General features: G+C 45.8%; 17 protein-coding genes. All 17 read right to left on the minus strand.

The annotated features are described in order from the left end of the window. Positions 1-93: 93 nt before the first annotated feature. The 17 genes from cyoD to MHH25_RS26390 all read right to left on the minus strand — a co-directional run bounded on the left by cyoD (position 94) and on the right by MHH25_RS26390 (position 25251). A complete protein-coding gene (cyoD, locus tag MHH25_RS26310) occupies positions 94-423 on the minus strand; it encodes a cytochrome o ubiquinol oxidase subunit IV (RefSeq protein WP_076328878.1) in 330 nt (109 codons plus the stop codon). Next, positions 424-1044, minus strand: a complete 621-nt coding sequence (gene cyoC, locus MHH25_RS26315; RefSeq protein ID WP_036606911.1) for a cytochrome o ubiquinol oxidase subunit III — start codon at positions 1042-1044, stop codon at positions 424-426. Beyond that, complete coding sequence (locus tag MHH25_RS26320; RefSeq protein WP_036606909.1) at positions 1045-3015, minus strand: cbb3-type cytochrome c oxidase subunit I; 1971 nt, start codon at positions 3013-3015, stop codon at positions 1045-1047. 21 nt (positions 3016-3036) lie between these two features. Next, entirely contained in the window at positions 3037-4011 is a 975-nt protein-coding gene (gene cyoA / locus MHH25_RS26325; protein ID WP_076253565.1) for a ubiquinol oxidase subunit II, read from the minus strand. Between the two features lie 318 nt (positions 4012-4329). Then, positions 4330-4593 carry a hypothetical protein gene (locus MHH25_RS26330; RefSeq protein ID WP_036606904.1) on the minus strand — a complete coding sequence of 88 codons (264 nt, stop codon included), beginning with the start codon at positions 4591-4593 and terminating at the stop codon, positions 4330-4332. Positions 4594-4954: 361 nt separating this feature from the next. After that, complete coding sequence (locus MHH25_RS26335; protein WP_036606902.1) at positions 4955-6316, minus strand: GH1 family beta-glucosidase; 1362 nt, start codon at positions 6314-6316, stop codon at positions 4955-4957. Positions 6317-6332: 16 nt separating this feature from the next. Next, on the minus strand, positions 6333-8714 hold the full coding sequence (locus MHH25_RS26340) for a glycoside hydrolase family 95 protein (protein WP_036606900.1): 2382 nt from the start codon (positions 8712-8714) through the stop codon (positions 6333-6335). A gap of 189 nt (positions 8715-8903) precedes the next feature. Next, the gene (locus MHH25_RS26345; protein WP_036607083.1) at positions 8904-10589 is read right to left on the minus strand and encodes an ABC transporter substrate-binding protein; all 1686 of its coding nucleotides are present in this window, start codon (positions 10587-10589) and stop codon (positions 8904-8906) included. A gap of 332 nt (positions 10590-10921) precedes the next feature. Continuing rightward, positions 10922-12625, minus strand: coding sequence for an ABC transporter substrate-binding protein (locus MHH25_RS26350; RefSeq protein WP_340018541.1), 1704 nt, complete (start codon positions 12623-12625; stop codon positions 10922-10924). Between the two features lie 375 nt (positions 12626-13000). Then, entirely contained in the window at positions 13001-14689 is a 1689-nt protein-coding gene (locus tag MHH25_RS26355; RefSeq protein WP_340018542.1) for an ABC transporter substrate-binding protein, read from the minus strand. Between the two features lie 186 nt (positions 14690-14875). Further along, the gene (locus MHH25_RS26360) at positions 14876-15778 is read right to left on the minus strand and encodes a carbohydrate ABC transporter permease (RefSeq protein ID WP_036606894.1); all 903 of its coding nucleotides are present in this window, start codon (positions 15776-15778) and stop codon (positions 14876-14878) included. 15 nt (positions 15779-15793) lie between these two features. Beyond that, complete coding sequence (locus tag MHH25_RS26365; protein WP_036606891.1) at positions 15794-16777, minus strand: sugar ABC transporter permease; 984 nt, start codon at positions 16775-16777, stop codon at positions 15794-15796. A 278-nt stretch (positions 16778-17055) separates the two neighbouring features. Further along, positions 17056-19965: a sugar-binding domain-containing protein gene (locus MHH25_RS26370; protein WP_340018543.1), complete on the minus strand. Its 2910-nt coding sequence runs from the start codon at positions 19963-19965 to the stop codon at positions 17056-17058. A 175-nt stretch (positions 19966-20140) separates the two neighbouring features. Further along, on the minus strand, positions 20141-21739 hold the full coding sequence (locus tag MHH25_RS26375) for a response regulator transcription factor (RefSeq protein ID WP_340018544.1): 1599 nt from the start codon (positions 21737-21739) through the stop codon (positions 20141-20143). Next, on the minus strand, positions 21732-23522 hold the full coding sequence (locus MHH25_RS26380; RefSeq protein WP_100529851.1) for a histidine kinase: 1791 nt from the start codon (positions 23520-23522) through the stop codon (positions 21732-21734). Before MHH25_RS26380 ends, MHH25_RS26375 begins: the two co-directional genes overlap by 8 nt. 327 nt (positions 23523-23849) lie before the next feature. Then, positions 23850-24272 carry an OsmC family protein gene (locus tag MHH25_RS26385; protein ID WP_036606882.1) on the minus strand — a complete coding sequence of 141 codons (423 nt, stop codon included), beginning with the start codon at positions 24270-24272 and terminating at the stop codon, positions 23850-23852. Between the two features lie 232 nt (positions 24273-24504). After that, complete coding sequence (locus MHH25_RS26390; protein ID WP_340018545.1) at positions 24505-25251, minus strand: amino acid ABC transporter ATP-binding protein; 747 nt, start codon at positions 25249-25251, stop codon at positions 24505-24507. Position 25252: the final 1 nt, after the last annotated feature.

A 25252-nucleotide genomic window follows, 5' to 3' on the forward strand; every position in this document is an offset into this window, starting at 1 on the left:
TTTTTCATTAAAAAATGCGATAACTTCTGCTTAGAAAAAAAAGAGCCCCACAACCTTGAATTCCAAGGTCGTGAAGCTCTTTCATCATATCAATTAATGTGCAACAGCATTGTTAAGCATAATCCAGATCGAACCAATTACGATGGTCATCATAATCAGCAAACCGAAGATAAGAGCCATCACATTCCAGCGTGGTTTCTCTGTTTCACGGATATGCATGAAGAAGAAGAGTTGAACCACAAACTGAAGTGCTGCCGTGCCAAGAACAACAATGAGTGTTCCTGTTCTTTCCATCATATCATTGAGAACCACCACAAGTGGAATGATTGTCAGAACGACGGACAGAATGAAGCCGATGACATAAGACTTCAGTGAGCCATGTTGTTCATGGCCGTGGGAATCATGTGAGTTGTGCTCTGCCATCTACATCACCCCCATGAGATAGACGATCGACAGGAGGAAGATCCATACGACGTCCAAGAAGTGCCAGTACAAACTGATGACGTTAATTTTACCGCGAGTAACATCGGTAATACCACGTTTTTTCAGTTGTAACATAAGTCCAATCATCCAGATCAGACCGAGCGATACGTGAAGTCCGTGAGTTCCCACAAGGGTGAAGAATGCGCCAGAAGCAGCACTCGTTGTAAAGCTGAACCCTTCGTGAATCAACTCAATAAACTCATATACTTCCAGTGCGATAAAGCTTGCACCCAGAACGGCTGTAACTGCCAGCCAACTGATTAATTGTTTTACTTTGCCTTGATTCATCGCCAGTACGGCTAGTCCGCTCGTGAATGAACTTGTGAGCAAGATAAATGTTTCGGCAATAACACCAGGCATTTTGATCAATTCAGACAAAATCGGTCCGCCCGCCGTATTGTCACGCAACACAATGAAGGTTGCGAACAATACGGAGAACAGGATAACGTCGGAAATCAGGAAGAACCAGAAACCGAGAATTTTCATTTCCTGTGGATCATGATGTCCATGGTCGTGACCATGTGCATGATTCTCACCGTGCTTAGCGGCTGCTTGAGCCATCTATACCGACCCCCTTAACGACGCTTCGGTACGTTTAATTTCGTCGACCGGAATGTAATAATCCGTATCATATGAGAATGAACGGGCGATCATACAGATCCCTACGCCAGCGAGTCCGAGAATTGCCATCCACAACCATCCGAAGACAAAGCCGAAACCGGCGATGAACCAGAAGACAGACATGATGAACGGAATTCCAGAGTTCTTCGGCATATGAATCGGCTCAAGCGGTTGCTCTGGCGGATAGATGCCTTTGGCACGACGTTCTTTCTCTTCCCACCACTCATCAATATCATCTCCGCGCGGTGTAACGGCGAAGTTGTATTCAGGAGCTGGTGAAGGAATTGACCACTCCAGCGTACGGCCATCCCATGGATCGGCGGAAGCTTTGAGTGATTTGTATTTGCGAATACCGTCTGCGATTTGTGCAACTTGGAACAGGAATCCGACACCCATCAGGAATGCCCCGATTGTGGATACGAAGTTCAGTTCCCACCAGCCAGTATCCCAGCCGTATGTGCTCAGACGACGTGTCATACCCATTAGACCAACAGCGTACTGCGGCATGAAGCAGACATAGAAACCAATATTCCAAGTCCAGAATGCCCATTTGCCCAGTTTTTCTTCGAGTTGGAAACCGAACATTTTAGGCCACCAGTAGTACAGACCTGCGAAGTATCCGAAGACAACGCCACCGATCAATACTTGGTGGAAGTGGGCAATCAGGAAGTAACTGTTGTGGAACTGGAAGTCAGCAGGAGCAACGGATAACAGAACGCCTGTCATACCCCCGACAATAAAGCACGGGATAAAGGCAAGTGTCCACATCATCGGAGTCGCCATGCGAATCCTTCCTCGATACATGGTAAACAGCCAGTTGAATATCTTAACCCCTGTTGGAATAGCAATCAACATCGTAGTTACGGCGAAGAATGCATTCACGTCTGCTCCGGAACCCATCGTGAAGAAGTGATGCGCCCATGTGAAGAAGGACAGGAAGCTGATGATCAACATCGCGAACACCATCGATTTGTAACCAAACAGTTTTTTCCGAGAGAAGGTACTCACAATCTCGGAGAAAACACCGAATGCCGGCAAGACGACAATGTATACCTCAGGGTGACCCCACATCCAGATCAAGTTGATATACATCATTGGGTTACCGCCCAGATCAAGTGTGAAGAAATGCGCCCCGGCAAACCTGTCGAGGAATAACAATGCAAGTGTCACGGTCAAGATCGGGAAAGCAAACAAGATAATGATACAAGTGGAGAATACCGACCATGTGAACATCGGCATTTTCATCCATCTCATGCCTGGCGCACGCATTTTAATGATGGTAACCAGGAAGTTGATACCGGTAGCCAAGGAACCGATACCCGATATCTGTATACCCCATATATAGAAGTTCTGTCCTACCCCGGGACTGTGTGACAGCTCCGATAGAGGCGGATAACTCAGCCATCCTGCATCCGGTGAACCACCGATAACGAATGACAGGTTAAACAGCATTGCTCCCAGGAAGAATAACCAGAAGCTCAGTGCATTCAGGAACGGGAACGCAACGTCCCTTGCTCCGATCTGTAATGGCACGATAACGTTAAATAGACCAAACATAAATGGCATCGCCATGAACAAGATCATGATCGTACCGTGAGTTGTAAAGACCTGATTATAATGCTCAGGATTCAGAAATTCATTGTTAGGCATAGCTAGCTGAAGGCGCATCATTAGCGCATCCACACCACCACGGAACAACATGATAATGGAAGCAATGATATACATGATACCGATCTTTTTGTGATCGACAGTCGTTAACCAGTTACGCCAGAGCCAGCCCCATTTTTTGAAATAAGTTAGCACCGCTACAATAGTAATCATGGTAATTCCGATAGCTACCATCGCACCATAAATGAGCGGATCACCGGTTACGAAAAACTCCGATGCAAACTCTTTAAGTCCCTCTAACATTGGGGGCCTCCTTTCGAATCTTTAGTTAGCACTCTCGTCCTCGTCTTGATTGGACGTATCAGTTGCATTTTGAATGGCTCCAGAAGCTTCTTTTGAAGTTCCATGCTTACTGTGAGCACTTTGACCATCTACTACATACTTGGTCACAATATTTTGGAACAATCCTTCTGGGAAGGCAGAATAATAAGCAACGTTGCTTGTGCCTGGCTCAGCCAGTGCTTTGTAACCTTCTGTAGTCAACGCCTGAGAACTCTGTTTCACTTCAGCTACCCAATTGTCAAAATCTTCGTCCGATGTAGCATTCACATCAAAACGCATTTCTCCAAAATGCTCACCTGTGAAGTTAGCGCCTGAACCCCAGTACTTGCCTTCATGATCTGCCTGCAGATACAAGGTCATCGCCATACCCGACATCGTATAAATCTGTCCTCCAAGTTGCGGAATCCAGAATGAGTTCATCGGTGAATCCGCAGTGAGTTCAAATTTCACGGGCCGGTCTGCCGGAATATTCAACGTATTAACCGTTGCAATTCCTTGTTCTGGATACATAAACAGCCATTTCCAGTCCAGTGAAGACACTTGGATGGTAATTGGTGCTTTCTCGTGAGCCAACGGCTTCGAAGGTTCCAGAACATACGTGTAACGAATCGTTACAATTGCAAGTATTCCAATAATAATAATTGGAATGGTCCACCATACAACCTCCGCTTTGGTGCTATGAGCCCAGTTAGGTTCATATGCTGCTTTGTTGTCCGGTTTCTCACGGTAACGCCATACGATTACGGCAGCCAAAATGAGTACTGGCACAATAATGACAGCACACAAAATTGTCGAGATGACAATCAAATCTCTCTGCGAAGCGCCAATTGGCCCCTTCGGATCCAGAACAACGTACTGTCCGCCTGCCAGCATTGGCCAGACAATCAATGCAATTGTAACCAACGTCAGGACAACCGGAATGATAATCCGGATTAGCGACCTAGGTTTCTTGTTCATTTTGATCCCCTCTCCTTAAATTCGCTCATACTGAAAAATCAGTATACTACTCTCTTCCTACTAAAGATATCAGAAATGAACAACTTTTTTGTTCTTGTTAACAAATTTGTCGATTTTACACCTTAAATGTGTGAATTTTTTCTCACAAATCGCTTGCATGCTTGATATTTGTACTTCGTAATCTTTACACATCAAGTCACAAAATAAAACCCTTTGCAGTCCCGTTGAACAGTGTCAACGAATCCGCAAAGGGCTTTATTGACTGGATTCCGGGAACTTATCCAGTCTTATTATGAACGAATTAACGCAGGATTATAATCAATCGGCGCCTTCGTCTTCCCGGCGTGTATGAACAAGGCCAATCGCTTTGGCAATAACGTAAATAAACACACTACCTACAAGGAATCCAATACCAACCATCAAGCCAAGATTACGATCATTAAATTCGTTCAGATTGATCAGACACATGATCACTCCCGTAATGAGTGCGACCCATGCCAGAACTGTCATCGTCAAGACGGCGCGCCGCATATTTTTGTCTTTGCGCTCCAATTGGCTGACCATTGCTGTCTTCGATGCCATAGTAAACACTTCCTTTTCCCTTTTTGTAAGTGCTTTCCTTATACCAATATACCACATCAGTATGATTTTTAGTCAACAAATGTTCAAATTTTATTCGCAATTTGGACACTTTATTTTCATTTCGACCATTGACAAAACATTATTAAATTCTTTCATACTTCTTATAACCCAAAAAACGTCTCTTCATAACAGGAACTGCACTTGACCTTATGAAACCTTTATGAACTACTCATTTCCAACGGTAAAAACAAAAAAAAAAGACGGCACATTGGAATACTCCAATGTTACCGTCGTTCTCAGCTTTAATAAGGGAACCATATATAATGTGGACCTGCTCTACCCTTAAAACCTGCCACCCAAACTATTGGGGATTATGTTCGTTCCGTGTCTCCAACCAATTATTCTTGATGACGCTCTGATACCAGTAATAACTCTCCTTCGGTGTTCTCACGAGTGAACGATAGTCCATATGAACAAGACCAAAACGCATTCGGTAGCCTTCTGCCCACTCGAAATTATCCATCAGTGACCATGCCATGTACCCTTTCAGGTTAATCCCGTCATTAATGATGCGGTGAATTTGGGCCAAATGCTGCTCATAATATGAAATCCGGCGATCATCGTTAATCTTCCCGTTCTCCAGGTCATCATTGATGCAGGCACCATTCTCTGTGATATATACATCCACATTGCCGTACTTTTGCAAGTAATGCATAAATTCATACAAACCACGTGATTCCACAGGCCAGCCAATATCAGTTTTGGTGAGGCCCATATCAACTTCTTCCGATTGCAGAGCACCTGCCTCCGGATTGAAGCGATTGATGCCCATCGTGTAATAGTTAATGCCGAGCAGATCGATCGGTTGCGAGATAATCTCCATATCGCCTTCCTGAATTGGCACAGTAGCCCCCGCTTCTGCGAACCAATCCACCATAAACTGCGGATATGAACCTTTGTAGATTGGATCAAGGAACCAATCGGTATTAAGCGCAATTGATCGGTCACACGCAGCTTGGTCCTCGGGGGATTTGCTGTACGGCTCAGCCCAGCACACGTTCGGAGCAATACCAATCTGACCGGTTGTTCCCAAGCGACGGAAAGATTGAACAGCTTTACCATGAGCAACCAGCAATCCATGAGCAACATTGATTGAAGTTTGCAGGTCTTTGTTTCCTGGCGCATGAATCCCGAGAAGGTTCGACAGGAACGCGATACACCATGGTTCGTTGAATGTCAGCCAGAAGTTGATTTTGCCAGAGAATTCTTTGAAGATCACTTCGGCATATTTCACAAAAGCATCCACAGTTCTGCGGTTACCCCAGCCCCCGTCATCCTCCAGCGTTTGCGGAAGATCCCAGTGATACAGTGTGAGGAACGGTTCAATTCCAGCCTCGATCAATGCATCCACGAAGCGGTGGTAGAAGTCCAGTCCTTCCCGATTGATCTCTCCATCTCCGTCAGGAATAATGCGCGGCCACGCAATGGAGAACCGGTACGTATTAATCCCGAGTTTCTTCATCAGTTCGATGTCTTCCTCGTAACGGTGGTAACTGTCACATGCGACATCCCCATTGTCTCCGTTATATACCTTGCCAGGTGTGCGCGCAAACGTATCCCAGATGGATACCCCGCGTCCACCTTCCTGTGCCGCTCCTTCTATTTGATAGGAAGCTGTTGCTGTACCCCAGCGAAAATCTTGCGGAAATTTAAAAATGGTCATGGTTGGCTCCTCCGTCTCATGATGACACGCGGATCGTCTGTCCTGCGGTCATCGTTAAAATAATTACATAATCGCCCTGAGGCGTAAGCTCTGCCTTGGCTTGTTCATGTCCTTCCACTCGCAGCGGATAAGCACTGCGAAGGGTCAACGACTCATTTCGATCTGCCTTAATAACCGCTGACACAAGCTTGTTGTCCGTCCACGTTATTGCTACCGTATAACCACCTCTTGCACGAAGCCCTTCAACACGACCTTGAGTCCAGAGGTCAGGCAATGCCGGAAGTAAATGTAACTCGTTCAAGTGGCTCTGCAACAACATCTCGGCCATGCCAGCCGTGCCTCCAAAGTTACCATCGATCTGGAACGGCGGATGGTCATCAAACAGATTCGGATGTGTGGACCGGGCCAGCAACGTGCGCACAAACTGATGTGCCTGGCTGCTATCCAGTAGTCGTGCATACAGATTGATCAACCATGCACAGCTCCATCCTGTATGCCCGCCACCTTGTGAGATACGACGTTCAAGTGATACCCGTGCTGCTTCTACCAATTCCGGTGTGTGTACTCGATTGATCTGCTCTCCCGGATACAGTCCATACAGATGGGAGACGTGACGATGCCCTGGCTCGGATTCGGCAAAATCCTTAAACCACTCCAGCAATTGTCCTTCGATTCCAATTCGGAATGGATAGAGTTTCTCCAGAGCCTCACTCCACTCGCTTGCCAACGACTCATCTATATTTAGTTGCTTCGAGGCCTCAATACAGCGGCTGAACAGTTCACGAATTAACGTCATATCCATCGTTGAAGCCATGGATATACTGCGTGCCTCCCCAGCATCTGTGAGAAACTTGTTCTCTGGTGAAGTGGATGGAATCGTAACCAGATAACCATCGGGCCCTTCCACCAGCCAATCGAGACAGAACAGCGCCGCCTCTTTCATGATGGGATACGCACGTTCCTCAAGAAAACGCTGATCCCCGGTAAATTGGTAATGCTCCCATAGATGCGAGGTCAGCCACACACCACCCATCGGCCAAAAAGCCCAGCTTGCATCTCCGCCTGTCGGTGTAGAGGTTCTCCAGATATCCACGTTATGATGGGCAGTCCATCCACGGGCTCCATACAGAATCCGCGCCGTTCTTCGTCCTGTATCACTGAGATCGGTCAGCATATCAAACAGCGGCTCATGACACTCACTAAGATTGCAGACTTCTGCCGGCCAGTAATTCATCTCCGTGTTGATATTGATTGTGTAATCACTATGCCATGGCGGCTCTACCTGATGGTTCCAGATTCCCTGCAGGTTGGCAGGCTGGCTGCCCGGACGCGAACTAGCCATTAACAGATATCTTCCATATTGAAAATAAAGTGCCTCCAGTCCAGGGTCTTGTTGCCCTGTCTGATAAGCCTGCAGCCGCTCATCTGTAGATAATTCGGCGTTAGCCGATACCCCTAAATCAATAGAGACTCTGTTAAACAACGCGCTATGATCCTGAATATGTCGGTCACCAAGCGCTTCCGCGCCATGTGTGGTCGCTTTGGAGATCATCTCCTTGCATTCCTCTTCCAATACAAGATGGTCCTTCACAGGCAAAACATCATAACTTTCAAAGGACGTAGCTGCTGCCAGATAAAACACAACCTGATCAGCACCCTGAATATGTAACTTGCCTTCCAGATTGGAGACCTTCACCTGATCACCAGATGCCGTAAACGCTACACGGACAGCATAAGCCGTCCCCCGATCCTCTTCATAGAGGACGGATTCCGGGTGATCCCTGAAGTAATTGGACTCCACATGACTTGGGCACCGACTAAACATGGTTAGAGCATCTCCCGAAGTCTCAACGCGATAAGGATGGAGACTGTCTAGCGTAATACTTACACTCACAGCGTCCTTCTGATCAGCAGTTAATGTGCAGACCATTAGATCATCCGAAGCACTGGAATACACTTCACGTACGTATTGAGTTCCTTCCAATGAGTAGGTTGTGGTTGCAATACCCGATTCCAGATCAAGCTCCCGTTCAAATGCATCATATGAAGGATCATCCAGACCCTCATGGTGCAATAAAAAATGACCCATCGGCTGGTAGGCCTCTACATCACGACCAAGCATTTCACGGTTCAACAAATCCTCAGCTTCACCATACTGCCCAGACATGATCAACTCTCGCGTCTGCTTCAAATACCGCTGACTGCTGTATTGAATCGTATCCCGTGGAAACCCTGACCATAATGTATCTTCATTGAGCTGAATTCGTTCATCTGCTGCGCCACCGTACACCATGCCTCCAAGACGGCCGTTTCCGATGGGCAATGCTTCTTCCCAGCGTTTTGCCGGTTGTTGATACCAAAGACGATTGATTTTAGTTTGTTTATTGTGTTGGGACATGATTAGCTCCTGTTCCTGAATCAGCTGTATATTCCTCATGACGTAAAACGTTTTCGGTAAGTGCTTACAATAATAAAATTATATGTGATTTCAAAATTTGCGTCAATGCAAATCATCACATCATTCCACAAAAAAAGGCCCCATATAGGGCCCCTTCCTTGTGTAACCATGGATCACAGACAATCCATATTATTTTACGTCTTTTCCTGTCCACAGAGAGACACGTTCCTTAACCCAAACCGTAAATTGTTTCTCCATTTCAACTGCACCCGCTTTGTCCAAATCAGCCAGTAAAGCATCATAGGTTGCATCAAAGTTGGCTGGTGTAGTCAGAACAGCTTCCGGAATCCGTTTACGGATGATATCCTGCGTTTTCTGGAACGTTACCTCATAGTCTGTACCGGAAGGTACGGACATGTTATACGCTGCGCCCCAATCCTTAACTGGCAGATCTTCTTCAGCCGGATAGAACTCTTTCCAAGTCGTGATACCATAAGCTTTCAGCGTTTCTTTCTCTGCAGCCGTGTAACCAGCTACAATCTGCTCAGGGAAGTTTGTTGTGTAGTAGTTATCCGTAGAATCTTTTACACCATCACCGTATCTTGCGCTAAATATGTTATACATCCCAATTCCTGTTTCCTTACTGAAATTGGAGTTGTCATTCGTTTTGCGGTCTTGAACGTCTTCTGGAATCACTCGTTTACCATCTTCTACGTTGTAATGTTCACCTTCGATACCCCAGTTTCTCAGAACTTGTCCTTCATCGGAAGCAAGCCAATCCATGAATTTGATGATACGCACTGGATCTTTGGCCGAAGTTGTAATCCCGATGCCATAACCGTCAAATCCGGCTGGTTGGAACGTATGATCCACAATCTCATCGTTAAGTGATACAGAGAAGTGAGCGTATGTGGCATCATCCTTACCTGATGATTTAAGCGCGTTCTCCGCTTCTTGATAGTTCCACTCTTGGTCAATCAGACCGAGGACACGGCCACTGGCAATTTTGGACTTGTATTGGTCATCCTTTTGAACAAAGGCATCTTTGTCCAGTAGGCCTTCATTGTACATTTTATTCAACCAGCGGAAATATTCTCTTTCCTCTGGACGTTTGTAGTGCAATTTGGCTTCATACGTTTCAGGGTCAATGTAATATTCACCATCATCCGGTGCACCTGTTGCCTGGAAAGCCGGGTTCGTTACCGTGATCATGATTTTCCAATCATCTGCATTCAATGTTAATGGAATGGTTGGTTGACCATCAATGGTTGGATGTTTTTCATAATAGGCTCTAAGTACATTCTCGTAATCCTCAAGTGTCTTCACTTCAGGGTATCCAAGCTCTTTCAATACTCTTTGCTGAATTTCAAATCCACCTGTAGCGTCAAACGTAACATTATCAACACCCATATTGGTTGGAATGGTATAGATCGCTTGATCTTCCAAACTGTATTTCAAACGGTTCATCTGTTCTCCATAGATTTTTTTCAGATTGGGAGCATGCTCCTCAATCAGATCCGTGAGATCCAGCATCGCGCCTGCATCCACAAGCTTAGATAAGTTACCTTTAGGGTAGATCATATCAGGAAAGTCACCACTGGCAGCCATTAGTGCAATCTTCTGGTTACCACCATCGTTTACATCATACTCTGCTTCAATGGTAACGCCTGTTTGCTCCGTAATCTTTTTACCAACAGCATCTTGCATCTTGTTCCAGGTCGGACTAGCATCCGCCCCGAAGAATGTAACTGTGATCGGTTCGGTTCCGCTGGACTCCGAAGTCTCTTTGGTTCCCGAATTCCCACAACCAGCTGTAACCAACATTGCACTTGCGAGCATCAACATTGCAAACGTCTTGGGTGTATTGCCTTTCATTTTGCCTCTCATTGTCTAGTTCCCCCTATTATTTATGAAGGTTTTATCTGTATAACAGGCTTTATGCCTGAGGATACCACTTTTTTGAATGCGCTTTCGGTATCGTTCATTCCGACGTATTTACTGAAGCTGACGTTTCGATTCTGCCAAAAGAAAGATTCTTCTTCTAACGGACGTAAAACGTTTTCGTAAATGGAATAAACCGCTTACTGAAAGTGCTTACATGATAGATTATAGGCTATCCATCTCCTCACGTCAACAATAAAAAAAGCCCTTTCTCAAGGGCTTTTTTTGCTATGAAAATCCTTAACTTTAATGCTTGGTTTTCAAGCTTATTTCACATCTTTTCCAGTCCAAAGAGCTACACGTTCTTTGATCCAAACCGTGTATTGTTTCTCCATCTCCACTGCACCCGCTTTATCGAGTTCAGCCAGAAGACTATCATATACGCTGTCGAAGCTCTCAGGTTTGGCAAGGATCGCCTCTGGAATACGTTTACGTACGATATCCTGTGTTTTCTGGAACGTTACGTTGTAATCCGTGTCAGATGGTACAGGCATGTTGTATGCTGCGCCCCAATCTTTCAGCTTCAGATCATCTTCGGAAGGATAGAAATCTTTCCATGTTGTAATACCATAGGCTTTCAACGTTTCCTTCTCAGCTGCAGTGTAACCTGCTTGGATCTGTTCAGGGAAATTCGTTGTGTAATAGTTATCTGTGGCATCTTTCACACCATCACCGTATCTGGCGCTAAATACGTTATACATGCCTACGCCTGATTCTTTGGTAAAAGCAGAGTTATCATTGGTTTTGCGATCTTGTACGTCAGCCGGAATGATGCGTTTCCCATTCTCGACTTGATAATGTTGGCCTTCAACGCCCCAGTTTCTCAGGACCTGACCTTCATCGGAAGCAAGCCAATCCATGAATTTGATAATACGTACCGGATCTTTGGCCGAAGTTGTGATTCCGATACCATAACCGTCAAATCCTGTCGGTTGGAACGTATGATCCACAATATCCTTGTTCAGGGATACGGAGAAGTGGGCATATGTTTTGTCGCCACCGTTAGATGATTTCAAAGCATTCTCCGCCTCACCATAGTTCCACTCCTGGTCAATTAGACCAAGTACACGGCCACTGGCAATTTTGGATTTGTATTGGTCATCCTTTTGAACAAATGTATCTTTGTCAAGCAGGCCCTCATTGTACATTTTGTTCAACCAACGGAAATATTCCTTTTCTTCAGGGCGTTTGTAGTGTAGAACGGCTTCATAGGTCTCAGGATTAATATAATACTCACCATCATCCGGTCCACCCGTAGCTTGGAATGCAGGGTTCGTTACCGTAATCATAATTTTCCAGTCATCTGCATTCAATGTTAACGGAATTGTCGGTTGACCATCAATCGTTGGATGTTTTTCATAATACGTTCTCAGTACGTTCTCGTAGTCCTCAAGCGTTTTTACTTCAGGGTAGCCGAGCTCTTTCAATACTCTTTGTTGAATTTCGAATCCGCCCGTAGCGTCAAACGCAACGTTATCTACACCCATATTGGTCGGGATCGTGTAAATGGCTTGATCTTCCAAACTGTATTTCAGACGGTTCATCTGATCACCATAGATTTTTTTCAAGTTGGGAGCATGCTCCTCAATTAGATCGGTCAGGTCCAGCATCGCGCCTGCATCCACAAGCTTAGACAAGTTGCCTTTAGGATAGATAATATCAGGGTAATCACCACTGGCAGCCATCAAAGGAATCTTTTGGTCACCACCATTATTCACATCATACTCAGCTTCAATTGTAACTCCCGTTGCCTTAGTAATCTCTTGACCGACAGCATCCTTCATGTTATTCCAGTTCGGACTCGCGTCTGCACCAAAGAATGTAAAGGTCACTGGACTGGTTGTATCTCCGGAATCAACCGGTTTCTCTGAAGCGTTAGTTCCTCCTCCACTGCCGCTGCATCCTGCTGTAATTGCAAGAGCACTGGCTAACAGAAGCATTGCGAATGTTTTTGGTGTTTTGCCCTTCATGTGTAATCCCCCTTATGGATATTAATGAAGCTGTATATTTGTATAACAGGCTGACCTGCACATACCGTGACCAGATGAAACAAATATAATTTTCTTGTTTTTATAACATTAGAAGCGTTTTCTTAAAAAGAAAAAAATGTTCTTCTTGCCTTATTTCCTCTTCATTCTGCCAATGTTTACATTGAGATTCAGGTGTATGCCACGTGGTGTACAAGCAAATGTAAGTGCTTTCATAATTGAATAATAATCGCTCCTATATCCCTTGTCAATAGTGAATTTCTAAAATTGAAAACGTTTTTTAGAAAACGTTTTAGATAAAAAAAGAACCCAGATATCCTGGATTCTTTTTCGTTTTAGATCTGAATTGCTAATCGTTTATTTAGCCTCTTCACCGCTCCACAATTGAACACGGTTTTGAACGAGTTCTGTATATTGTTTCTCCATATCCTCTGCTCCTGCTTGGTTCACTTCTGCAATCATGCCGTCATAGATCGCATCGAACTGTTCAGGAGTACTCAGAATGGCTTCCGGGATACGTTTCCGAATGATATCCTGTGTTTTCTTGAAGATGACGTTGTAGTTGGAGTCACCTGGTGTTGGCAGATTGTATGCTGCTCCCCATGGTTTGATTGGGAACTCGTCTTCACTCGGGAACAGATCTTTCCACGTAGTAGCACCGTAAGCTTTGAGTGTTTCTTTCTCTGCATCGGAATAGGCTGCCACGATCTGTTCAGGGAAATTCGTAGTGTAGTAGTTATCCGTTGAATCCTTCACACCGTCTCCATAGTGACCAGACATATTGGTATACAGTCCAATACCCGTTTCTTTCTGGAATACGGCTGCATTATTGGTTTTCTGATCCAGAATGTCGGCAGGAATGACACGTTTGCCGTCCTTCACTTCGTACTGTTTGCCCTCAATTCCCCAGTTCATCAGCACTTGCCCTTCTTCAGAAGCCAGGTAATCGAAGAATTTGATCGTACGAACCGGGTCGGGATTCGATGTTGTAATCCCTACACCCCAACCGGATACAAAACCAGGATCTTGGTAGGCATGATCCTTGATATCCTCGGACAGGGTTACCGGGAAGTGTGAATACGTTGCTTCATCCTTGCCTGCAGATTTCAGTGCATTTTCTGCATCGGAATAACCCCAATCCTGGTCAATGACACCCAGAACACGTCCACTTGCAATTTTGGATTTGTATTGGTCTGTTTTCTGGATGAAGCTGTCCTGATCCAACAATCCAGTGTTGTACATATGGTTCAACCAGCGGAAGTACTCTTTTTCCTCTGGACGTTTGTAATGCAGACTTGCTTCATACGTCTCTGGATCGATGTAGTATTCACCGTCATCCGGTGCACCTGTTGCCTGGAAGGCCGGGTTCGTTACGGTAATCATGATTCTCCAATCATCCGCGTCCAGTGTTAACGGGATGGTTGGCTGACCATCAATTGTTGGGTGTTTCTCTTTGTACGCCTTCAATACATTCTCGTAATCCTCAAGTGTACGCACTTCCGGGTATCCGAGTTCTTTCAGTACACGGTGCTGAATGCCAAATCCACCACCTGCATCAAAGTACTTCTGGTCTACCGCATAATACGTTGGCAGCACATAAATAGCCTGATCTTCATTACTGTATTTCAACCGGTCCATGTAATTACCATACAGCTTCTTCAGATTGGGAGCATATTGGTCGATCAGATCTGTCAGATCGAGCATTGCTCCAGCATCCACCAGTTTGCTGAGTTCTCCTTTGGGGGAGACAATATCCGGATAGTCTCCGCTCGCCGCCATTAAGGATATTTTATCTTGACCACCACTAACGGCAAATTCACCGTTAAGGGTTATCCCTGTTTTTTCCGTAAGGACTTTACCTACTTCATCCTTCATGCCATTCCAGTTCGGACTGGGGTCAACGCTGAAGAAATCAAAAGTAAGTGGAGTTGTCTCTGCGCTTGTATCCTTGAACGACGTATCACTGCCGCTTCCTCCACCGCAACCTGCGAGTAAAGACATTGCAAGCACTGGTGCCAGTGCAATCTTCATTTTGGAACTTGCCATAATGGTAATCCTCCCTGTTTCATATGTCTGTTTGTCCGGGACTTTTTTGTCCCTGTCTATAGCTTCATGAATACCACACCGCAGCCCTATACGGTGAAGCGCAGACCAAATGGCTGCGCTTCGGGTATCCTGATGCTTCATTTGTAGATGTACGGCCGCTCTATGTGGCAGCCTGTACCCAATTGTTTAACCTTTTACTGCGCCCAGTGTCATACCGCCAACAAAGTACTTCTGAAGGAATGGATATACAATGAGGATTGGAACCGTTACAACGATCGTAATCGCCATTTTGATCGATTCCGGTGAAATCTGTGTCATTTGCTGCGCCATATCATTGGCATTTCGTCCAGCACCTGAGCCTTGCTGTGTACTTTGCAATACTTTCATCAGCTCATATTGGAGCGTGGTCAAATGTGCCTTTGAACCATTATACAGGTACGTATCGAACCACGCATTCCATTGACCTACAGCCAGGAACAATGCGATGGTAGCAAGCACTGGTTTACACAGCGGCAAGATGATTCTGTAATAAATTGTAAAGTCATTCGCTCCGTCCAGCTTCGCGGATTCCTGCAATGAGTATGGCAGGCCATCAATAAATGAACGGATGATGAACACGTTAAATGCACTGATCATGCCAGGCAATACATATACCCAGAATGTACCGATCAGGTTCAAGTCACGCATCAGAATGTACACCGGAATCAGACCACCGGAGAAATACATCGTGAGTGCGAGTGTTGTGGATACAAATTTTCTAAGTCCAAAATCAGGTCTGCTCAGTGTAAAGGCGATCATGGATGAACTGATCAATCCGAGCACGGTACCTACAAGTGTACGCAGAATGGAGATTTGCAAACCTTGTAACAATCCATCATATTGGAAAATCGTTTTGTAGTTCTGTAATGTGAATTCGCGAGGCCACAAGTAAATTCCGCCACGTACTGTATCTGTCGAGTTATTGAGTGAGATGGCTAGTACGTTAAGGAATGGATAAAGTGTTACAACCAGCACCATGGTCATCGCGAGGATGTTGAATATATCGAACAGTTTATCGCCCCGAGTAGCATTGAATGCTTTGTTCGCCATAATGTCGTCCCCTCCCTACATGATGCTTTCTTTTGTGAATTTTTTGAACAAGCCGTTCGCAGTAAACAGAAGGATGATACTGACAACGGAGTTGAATATACCTATGGCTGTACCATACGAGAATCGTCCCATATTCAAACCATAATTGAGCGCGTATAGATCAAGTACTTCCGAGTAGTCTGTGACCAGACTGTTGCCAAGCAAGAACTGCTTCTCGAAACCGATACTGATCAGATGTCCAATCGACATGATGAAAAGTACAGAAATCGTGGTCCGTATGCCAGGCAGCGTAATATGCCACATCTGTCTCCAGCGGTTGGCTCCATCTACACGGGAAGCTTCATACAGCTCATTGTCGATACCTGTAATCGCCGCCAGATAGATGATGGCATTCCAACCGGTTTCCTTCCACATATCTGAAGCGGTTACAATGTACCAGAACAAGTTCCCCTTGGCCATGAATTGGATCGGCTGATCGATGATGTTCAGTCCTACCAATAGATCATTGATAATCCCTCCATCGGTGGAGAGCATCTTCGTAATGATCCCGGCTACAACAACCCAGGATACAAAGTGAGGCAGATATGATACCGTTTGCACGGCACGTTTGAAGAACATGCCTCTCATTTCATTCAGGAGAATAGCGAAGAATATCGGTACGATAAAACCGACAACTAGTCCCATCAAGCTCATTGCAAGCGTATTACGAAGTACCAGATAGAAACGATCATCACTGAACAGCTCTACAAAGTGTTTAAAACCAACCCACTCTTGATCACCAAATGATCTGGCAGGTTTATAATTTTGGAAAGCCATCGTCCATCCCCATAGTGGCAGATAGTTAAATACGAAAACCCAAGCTACGAATGGCAATGACATGAGATAGAGATATTTCTGCTGTTTCATTCTGTCCCAAATTCCGTTCCGCCGATTCTTTAAAGGCGGTTTGGGGTCACTGCTTCTGTTCGCGGAAGCGGATTTTTTTGTTAGCGTTTCCATCTCCGTTCCCCCTCCTCTGTTTTATAAAATAATCATACTCGATAGAGCGTTTTCAAAATACCATCTGGATTTTAGAGAAAATCATATAAAAATTAGATATAGACATATATAATCAGACATTAATTCGTTAAATTCAGTGATAAACTCTACTTTTAAATGATATAAAAGTAATATTAAGGTAAAATACTATTCAAAGTGGTAAATATCGAAAACGTTTTATAGTAATCGTTTACTTCAATTACATGGCATACAAAAAGGACCCTTTCGGGTCCCTCTGATTACAATGTAAATTGAATGGTTTGCAGTTTAACGATGCCGAGTAATTGCGCTACGGATATGGAGGTTGCTGGACGGAATTGATCTCCATTCAGATAGGCAAGTATCTCCTGAAATAAGTAGGCGGCTTCCGGACGCTTCATTACAGCCAGATTGGCAAACGGAAGTGAGGATATCAAAATCTTGCCCTTCCCTACTTTTGCCTCAAAGGCATAAGCAAGTCGTTTGGCCCGATGGAAATGGTCCACCACTTCGATCAGCGGTTCCACCCCGGGCAACGTATCCAAACATATCGCTGGTGTACCGTTCACCAAGTGATACCAATGCCAGTCCGAAGCCTCATCATGCGGGAAGGAGCCTAGTAGTGCTGGCTGATCTCTCAAATACATGCCCATCGTTGCACCAGGCTGTGTAGCAAACATCAGGTAATTCCAGAATACAGGCAGATACTTGGTCTCCACTGAATCATATAACCCTTCTGCGGTTGGCTGTAGCCAAACACTTCCCCCGTTGACCACATAATCAACGACATTGGGTGTTAACGACTGAACGATAACCAAGTCAATCTCCTGATTTTTCAACAACTGAAATCCATCGATGCGATCTACGCAATCATCATGCGCTTCACCCAGGAATGGCTTCAACTCTGCCACGGTATTCCAGAACCGATTCGAACTCGGATGTGACTGATAAAAAGGAAACGACCAGCCCTGCCATACATTCGCTACAGTTCTTTCCGAATCGCCTGATATCAGCTCCGCTTCGATCCGAAAAGCTGCTGCCCCTTCATGAGGTGCGGTAGCGACGATGCTTCCCAGTGACATGACAGACCCACATTGGATATCTCCGGTCTTCCATGCCCCTTCAGTAAGTATCACATCATCGCTTATTAACCTCCACTGAATAACTGCGTCCTTAAGCGGCTCCTTACCGTAGTGAGAGATGCGTACATCGACATGAATGGGTTCTCCGTCGTAAAATGTACGCTCCTTACAGCTTAATAACAGTACCACATCTGCGTTGAAAAGCATGAATTCCTCTGGTGTTGTAATGCCTTTGTCATCCCAAAATACATCCAGAATGCCCGTCGTAGCATGTCCCTGCCCTGGAAAATCGCGAATGTCCAGAAGCTGTACGCCCGCAGCGTCCGGTGTTCGCCGAATCCGCTCCATGGCTTCTTTTAAGGAACGTACCAGATGGGTACCACTGACCTGTTGAAAATGCTCCAGGTCCTCCATCATGCCTTTGTTTGTTAACGATTCTTCGATCGGTCGTAACCAGCTAGGACGCAATACCCCAGTATACTTGGCTCGCTCTTGAGGCCGCACATACATGGTGTACTGTGCATGTTCGTGCCCAATGACGGGATGCTCCGCAAGCCGGGTGACTGCATGGTAGTCCAGCGTGGTATCCGGCACAGCAGAATATGCGGATTCCAGCGGGGGATGCCAGTTCAACGACTGAATATAATAATCACCTTCCCGCCCTTGCGCCGGAAGCTGTCCAAATCCTGTATTGTCCGTATATAACCGGGTCGGGTCCATATCCCTTGCCCTCGATACCCATGCATTAAGTTCAGGGTGGCCATTCGGACCAATGAGTTCATTCCCCATGGAGAACATGACGAATGAAGGATGTCTATACAGCGACTGAAGCAACCGGTCCAGTTCTTGTGTCAGATAGGACAATACTTCAGCTGGCGCAGACTGATCCGATTGCTCAAAGAAACGAGACCAATGGGGAAGTTCTGCCTGCACTAGCATGCCCGCTTCATCAGCCGCCTCCCAGAAAGGCTCCGGCGCGCTCCACCCATGCAGTCGGACATGGTTGAAGCCATACGATCTGGCGATTCGAAATTGCTGAAGATAATGCTCCTTGTCCCAGACGGGATAACCCGTCAGTGGGAAGATACAGCAATCGACGTACCCACGCAGATATACTGGTGTCCCATTCAATTCAAGCTGCTTCCCGTTTGCTGCAAAGGAGCGTACACCAAATGATTGCTCCAGCCGATCCAGTTCCTGTTCACCATTATGCAGACGGATCACAGCCTTGTATAATTCAGGGGATTCATCCGACCATCTTACGATAGACTTTTTTGTTCCAAGTTCCAATCGCCACTGATCTATTACAGCGTTGCTTACAGTTAACCCTGCTGAGCTTATATCCACATGTGATGGATCATTCAGATTCACATTACAACTATATCGATCAAGCCATGTGCCGTCCGGATGCTGGATATCCACATGTAATTGCATCGATCTAGCGGAATCATTTGCGGGAGCGCTTACAGTACAATCAACCAGAATGGTTCCGTTCTCAGCATCTGGTTGAATACGTAACGTCTGTAATCGGCATGGGGGCAGACTGTCCAGATAAACACCACCCGTGATTCCACCCCAGGCTGTGGCCGTATGCAATGAATGAATATGGCTACCCGCCAGCGGAAGTTTCATCGTATTATCCACGCGGATCTCCACACGATTCACTTCTCCCTGCTTCACCAGAGAGGTAACATCCCACTTCTGTTGATTCACCAGACTATCCTGCTGCCCGGCATACTGTCCATTGATCCAGAGATTTGTTGTCCATCGCACACCTTCCAATCTGAATACATAGTGGCATCCGGGATCGTCTGATGGAACATGAACATCCTGAGCATACCAGGCTGAGCCTTCATACTCGCGTACCTTGGTCCAGGTATCGAGCCTTTCGTATTCAGGCTCATCTCCGTATCCTTGCTCTTCCCATGAACCGGGAATCTGAATGGTCTCCCATGATGTATTTTTACACTGTGAAGGCGGTAATATCTCTTGTTCAACGAGTTTATCGGACTCCAGATCCAAACAAAACTGCCATGTCCCATTTAAGTTCAATTTATGACGTACAGCACCTATATCAGACAAATTCATATCGTATAGCCATCCCTTCATCTGGATTCTTGTAAATCCAGTCTAAAATGTGAAGCATTCCGTGACCATTGCTTATCATGGGAAGTGCATGGACAATATGATGAATCTGGAAATTTCTCAGAAATATCGAAAACGTTTTACACAATAGGCAAGGGCAACGCCCAGCACTCCGTACTTATTCCTCGTTTATATCCGTAGCCGTTCCTTTAATTGGTGATTGGGTTCTGGCCTGTTTGTAAGCGGAAGGGGATTCCCCTACATATTTCTTGAACTTACCGTGGAAGTAGTCCACATTTGCATACCCCACTCTCGCTGCAACCTGATGGACCTTCAGTCCTTCGTCCAGCAATTCTTTTGCCTTTTCCATACGAACCTTGTCCAGAAATGCATTGAAATACTCTCCAGTATGATTTTTGAACAACTTACCCAAGTAACTGCTGTTATAGTTAAACACTTCTGCCAGTACTTCGAGCTTGAGATTCTCGCCAGGGTTACGCTGGATAAATTCAATCATCTGTTTCAATACAGTATCCTTGCTTCCCCCACCCATACGTTGAATAAGTCGATTCAAATGTTCCGATGCCATGACTTTGAGATCAGACATCGTAAATTGATGATAGACTTCATTAATCAGAACCGAATGTTCCTGCATAATGGAGTGCATATGTTGATTCGTCGCTGCAAGCTTGTTGAACGCCAGGGAAAATACCTGTGAGAACGCCGTCTTGATCGCTTGCTCTGTTCGGTGATATGGAACCAGACGCTCTTCCATCTCACCAAGTACCCGCATAACGGACTCACTACTACGGATGTCTAACGCATAATACAGCTTGTCCGCGAGTTCGTCCTCAACTGGCTCATGTGCTCCGTCCACAGCTTCAACTTCTGGCTTAACAACGCTTTCGCCTTCGCTTCCTTCAGTCCACAGAATGATGCGCTGCTCCGTGAACAAGAAGCGTTCCCCGAGTAAACGATTCGCCTGTGTGTATGACCGCGCAATTTCAGAAGTGGAATGTACAGGTTCTCCCGCAGCACCGTACATGTGAACCTCCCATTCTCCCAGAAGTCCTTCCAGCTCATCATACAGATTTCTTGCAGATGACTCGGATGTGATTATTTCCTTACTTAACAGCCCCAGACCAGAATGGAACGAGAATACAATGCCTCGGTCTTTATGGTCAAATGCTTCAATCAGTTTGCGTTTCATAACACTTCCCCGCTGCAGGTCGGGGGTTACATGCATCTCAAGCAGCACAATCTGATAGTGAGGCCAGTGCAGCCCCAAGCTATCTTCTTCCATGCTACCCGCACCCTCCAGACTGTCAAAGAGCAAAGCCTCGATCTGATGCTCCCGAAAGACGGTATCTTCACCAGCATGACGTGCCATTGTCTCCCGTTCACGGGTCAGGATTGCAGCAATACGCTCCAGTTCACCAATAATCTCTTCTTCATCCACCGGTTTGAGCAGATAACCATCCACACCAAAACTGATGGCTTTTTTGGCATAATCAAAATCCGCGTAACCACTTAATATCAAAAAGTGCGAATCCGGATGATTCCGGCGCACTTCTTCAATCACATCCAGCCCGGTCATACCGGGCATGCGAATATCAATAATCGTCAGATCAGGCTCCAATTCCTCAAACCGGGAGATGGCCTCACGCCCGCTGGCAGCTGTAGCAATGACCTGGAATCCGTATTTTTCCCACTCAATAATGGTTGTCAGTCCCTCACGTATGCTCGGTTCGTCATCCACCAAAAACACTTTATACATGTTGGTCCCCTCCTGCTGGCAAAGTGAAAGAAACCTCTGTTCCTTCCCCATATACACTCTTAATCTGCAATCCATATGGCTCCCCGTACGTCAAGGTTAAGCGTTGATGTACATTACGCATGCCGATCCGGCTCTTCTCCTGTTCTTCTGGTCCACAGATGAACTGCATTACCTCAGCCAGTCGTTCTGGCGTTATGCCTGCACCATTGTCATCTACACGGATCTGCACAATGTTCTCTACTAAACGAATACTTATATGAACGCGGACTGTACCCTCTTTGTTCTCCAGACCATGGACAATCGCATTCTCAACTAAAGGTTGAATAATCAAAGGCGGAATGTACATCTTTTCCACCTCGGGATCGATATGGATCTGGAATGCAAGGCGGTCGCCGTAACGAAATTTCTGAATTTCCAAATAGGAACGTACCATTTCAAGTTCAGCCCGGAAAGTTGTTTTTCCACTGCCAATCTCCAGACTCTTGCGCATCAGTTTGCCCAACAGCCTGACGATGTTAGCAATCTCTGCTTCTCCCTTAATATGCGCTTTCATCCGAATGGACTCCAGTGCATTAAACAAGAAATGGGGATTGATCTGGCTCGCCATCATTTTCAGTTTAATCTCTTTTTGCGCGATTTCCAATTGATTGTTCTGTTCGGTCGCTTCTACAACCTGCGTCATGAGTTCATTAATACTTTTCACCATATAGTTGAACTGTCGTGACAGTTGCCCAATCTCATCGTTTCCATCAATCCGTGAAGTCACGTTCAGGTCTCCTAATGCAAGCTTGTTGAGGTGTTTACTCAGCCGGAGCAATCGGTTGGAAGTGAGGAACGAGATGATATATACGAAAAGTAGGGCGATGACCAGCACCAGTATAATAAAAATCATGCCGATCAAGCTGACCGTGTTGGCGTCTTTGACGATATTTTTGGTGGCAAAAACCGAAATCACCTTCAGGCTGTTCATACTCGATCCAGGGCCCAGCTCATCAATAACAATATTAGATGGTTCCCCCCGGAAATCACCCTCTATGGTGCCTTTTGCCTGATTCTGCAGATCGACGCCAAAATCAAGCTCGTCCAGCGTTTTTCCTACCAGTTCGGTATTCTTGGCTGCAACCACATACCCCTGCTCGTCCGTAATCATCGTCTCGAACTGTTCCTGACGCAACAATCCATTCAGCTCATCCTGATTGATCACAATCATCAACACACCCTCTGTCCGATACTCGGCAAAAGGTACTTTGCGCACCAGGCTGAGCTTGTGTACAGGATTATCTTCCTTGTCCGGAATGTAGAACCACCCGATGCTGGTTGTTTTCAGTGCCTGTTGGTACCAGTAACTCTCTTCTGTCTGCTTGTCTACCGGGATGAATTCGAGGTTGTTGATCAATGTTGGGTTAGTTGAGTAAAAACGAATGCCGGCTATCTCACGGTACAAACGCCTGTACTCCTGAAAGTCTTTGTATGCAAGATACGCTGAGGTTAACTCCACAACGCTCTTGTACCGCTTATTAACGATCTCCTTGAGATCTGCATTAAACATTAAAAGATTGGATATATCGGTTGGTACACGCAGCATGGTTGCCGTCTGGCTCTTGATCTTGTCCACATTAATGATTGTCTGTCCTATCGCATTGTCCAGGGCTTGCTGACGAAAATAACTGGTCACAGCAAGACCAACAATCAGGACCGGAATCATGACAACCAGTACATAGGAAATGAGCAATTTATGCTTTAATTTGAGATTATTAGTGGTTCGTATCAACCTTTTCAACATGTCTGCACCTTCCGTCATCTGTATAAGCGCTTACATATAAACAGCAGGATCAGGATGTTCTGTCCTCAGAATTAATCATACCACAGAACCGTCAGAATTCGGATTGTCATTGCAATGGGTACTATATTGCCAGGCTGTAAGCCAACCTACCTCTAGTAGAAGAGGCCGCCATTAACATGGCGACCGGGCTTACCGAATTTTTTCTACTGACAGAAGTTTAGTGACTCCTAGATGGGCGAAATCCCTGTTGAAGTGTTGGAAAAGCCAAAAAAGGCACTCCCACGATTGGAAGTGCCTTCTCAGTATCAGAGATTTACTCATATGTTATTAAGGACGAGGTGTACTTACCCCATTGAGGATCAGTTTAGGATGAATATCGGCGCTCAGCGAAGCGGAAACTGCACAATATTTTTCCTCAGCCATCTGGATGGCTTTCCAGATGCGATAATCCGGGATATCGCCATCGACTTTGAAGATCAGATCAATGGATGTGAAGCCTTTGGGCATCTCTTCACTGCGTGTGCCTTGCGCTTCAATCTCAATCGACTCAATTTTGTCCAGGAAAGCGTCCAGAATCATCGTAATATCGATTCCCATACAGCCCCCGAGACCCGCCAGTAACAATTCCATCGGGGTCGCCCCCTTGCTGTCACCACCATAAGCAGCAGTGGCATCCATGCCAACCGCGTAGCCAGAGGGTCCTTCGGAAGTAAACGCACGTTTGCCTTTCCATACGGTTGTTACATTCATGATGTTATCCTTCTTTCTCACAATAGTTTACGATTTGCAGAAATCCGTTCCGGGTACGGCTCGTTCTTCCGATCGCTGTTGTCTCCAAATATTTTTGATTTATATTCACAAAGGACAATATTCGGAGACAAAGGCGAGCGCTACGCTTCTTCAGAATCGATTCCGTCCCCTTCACTCAGCAGCTTATCGCTATAATCGATCGTATAAATCAGTATAAATTGTAGTAATGTAATTAGAATTCAGTAATCTGTTGCAAGAAACGGCGGGTGCGTTCTTGCGTTGGTTGTTCAAAAAAGGCTTGTGGACTTGCTTCTTCCACAATCGACCCGTCCGCCATAAAGACGATTTTGTTCGCCACATTACGGGCAAACTTCAATTCATGTGTCACAACCAGCATCGTCATGCCTTCCTCTGCCAGTTCCTTCATGACGGAAAGCACTTCTCCGACCAATTCAGGATCAAGAGCTGAAGTTGGCTCATCAAACAGCATCACTTCCGGCTCCATCGCGAGTGCACGCGCAATGGCAACCCGCTGCTGTTGTCCACCGGACAATCGGGATGGATACGCATCCTGCTTGTCCGACAAGCCGACCCGATCCAGAAGAATCCGGCCGCGTTCAGCCGCCTCGTCCCTTTTGATTTTTTTCACCGTAACAAGACCTTCTATCACATTACCCAGCACTGTCTTGTGCGGATACAGATTAAATTGCTGGAATACCATGCCGGTCTGGCGACGAATCTCCAGTACCCGGGCACGTTGGACTCGCAGCGGATCTGCGCTGTTGACCACAATGCCGTTCACTTCGATCTGTCCTCCGGACAACTCTTCGAGTCCATTCAGACAGCGCAGCAAGGTACTCTTGCCTGAACCACTTGGGCCGAGCAATACAACAATATCTTTGGCATCGACATGAAGATCGATGTTCGTAAGTACTTCATTTTGCTGAAAACGTTTGGTAAGTCCAGTTGTTGTAATCATC

The sequence above is a fragment of the Paenibacillus sp. FSL H3-0457 genome, assembly GCF_037981725.1.
GTDB lineage: Bacteria > Bacillota > Bacilli > Paenibacillales > Paenibacillaceae > Paenibacillus > Paenibacillus amylolyticus.

Excerpts from the sequence above, each read along its gene's own strand:
- cyoC (WP_036606911.1), bottom strand. The coding sequence starts at position 1,044 with ATGGCTCAAGCAGCCGCTAAGCACGGTGAGAATCATGCACATGGTCAC.
- MHH25_RS26330 (WP_036606904.1), bottom strand. The coding sequence starts at position 4,593 with ATGGCATCGAAGACAGCAATGGTCAGCCAATTGGAGCGCAAAGACAAA.
- MHH25_RS26340 (WP_036606900.1), bottom strand. The coding sequence starts at position 8,714 with ATGTCCCAACACAATAAACAAACTAAAATCAATCGTCTTTGGTATCAA.
- MHH25_RS26360 (WP_036606894.1), bottom strand. The coding sequence starts at position 15,778 with ATGGCGAACAAAGCATTCAATGCTACTCGGGGCGATAAACTGTTCGAT.
- MHH25_RS26385 (WP_036606882.1), bottom strand. The coding sequence starts at position 24,272 with ATGAATGTAACAACCGTATGGAAAGGCAAACGTGCGTTTACTTCCGAA.
- cyoA (WP_076253565.1), bottom strand. The coding sequence starts at position 4,011 with ATGAACAAGAAACCTAGGTCGCTAATCCGGATTATCATTCCGGTTGTC.
- MHH25_RS26355 (WP_340018542.1), bottom strand. The coding sequence starts at position 14,689 with ATGGCAAGTTCCAAAATGAAGATTGCACTGGCACCAGTGCTTGCAATG.
- MHH25_RS26345 (WP_036607083.1), bottom strand. The coding sequence starts at position 10,589 with ATGAAAGGCAATACACCCAAGACGTTTGCAATGTTGATGCTCGCAAGT.
- MHH25_RS26335 (WP_036606902.1), bottom strand. The coding sequence starts at position 6,316 with ATGACCATTTTTAAATTTCCGCAAGATTTTCGCTGGGGTACAGCAACA.
- MHH25_RS26320 (WP_036606909.1), bottom strand. The coding sequence starts at position 3,015 with ATGTTAGAGGGACTTAAAGAGTTTGCATCGGAGTTTTTCGTAACCGGT.
- cyoD (WP_076328878.1), bottom strand. The coding sequence starts at position 423 with ATGGCAGAGCACAACTCACATGATTCCCACGGCCATGAACAACATGGC.
- MHH25_RS26390 (WP_340018545.1), bottom strand. The coding sequence starts at position 25,251 with ATGATTACAACAACTGGACTTACCAAACGTTTTCAGCAAAATGAAGTA.
- MHH25_RS26370 (WP_340018543.1), bottom strand. The coding sequence starts at position 19,965 with ATGAATTTGTCTGATATAGGTGCTGTACGTCATAAATTGAACTTAAAT.
- MHH25_RS26365 (WP_036606891.1), bottom strand. The coding sequence starts at position 16,777 with ATGGAAACGCTAACAAAAAAATCCGCTTCCGCGAACAGAAGCAGTGAC.
- MHH25_RS26380 (WP_100529851.1), bottom strand. The coding sequence starts at position 23,522 with ATGTTGAAAAGGTTGATACGAACCACTAATAATCTCAAATTAAAGCAT.
- MHH25_RS26375 (WP_340018544.1), bottom strand. The coding sequence starts at position 21,739 with ATGTATAAAGTGTTTTTGGTGGATGACGAACCGAGCATACGTGAGGGA.
- MHH25_RS26350 (WP_340018541.1), bottom strand. The coding sequence starts at position 12,625 with ATGAAGGGCAAAACACCAAAAACATTCGCAATGCTTCTGTTAGCCAGT.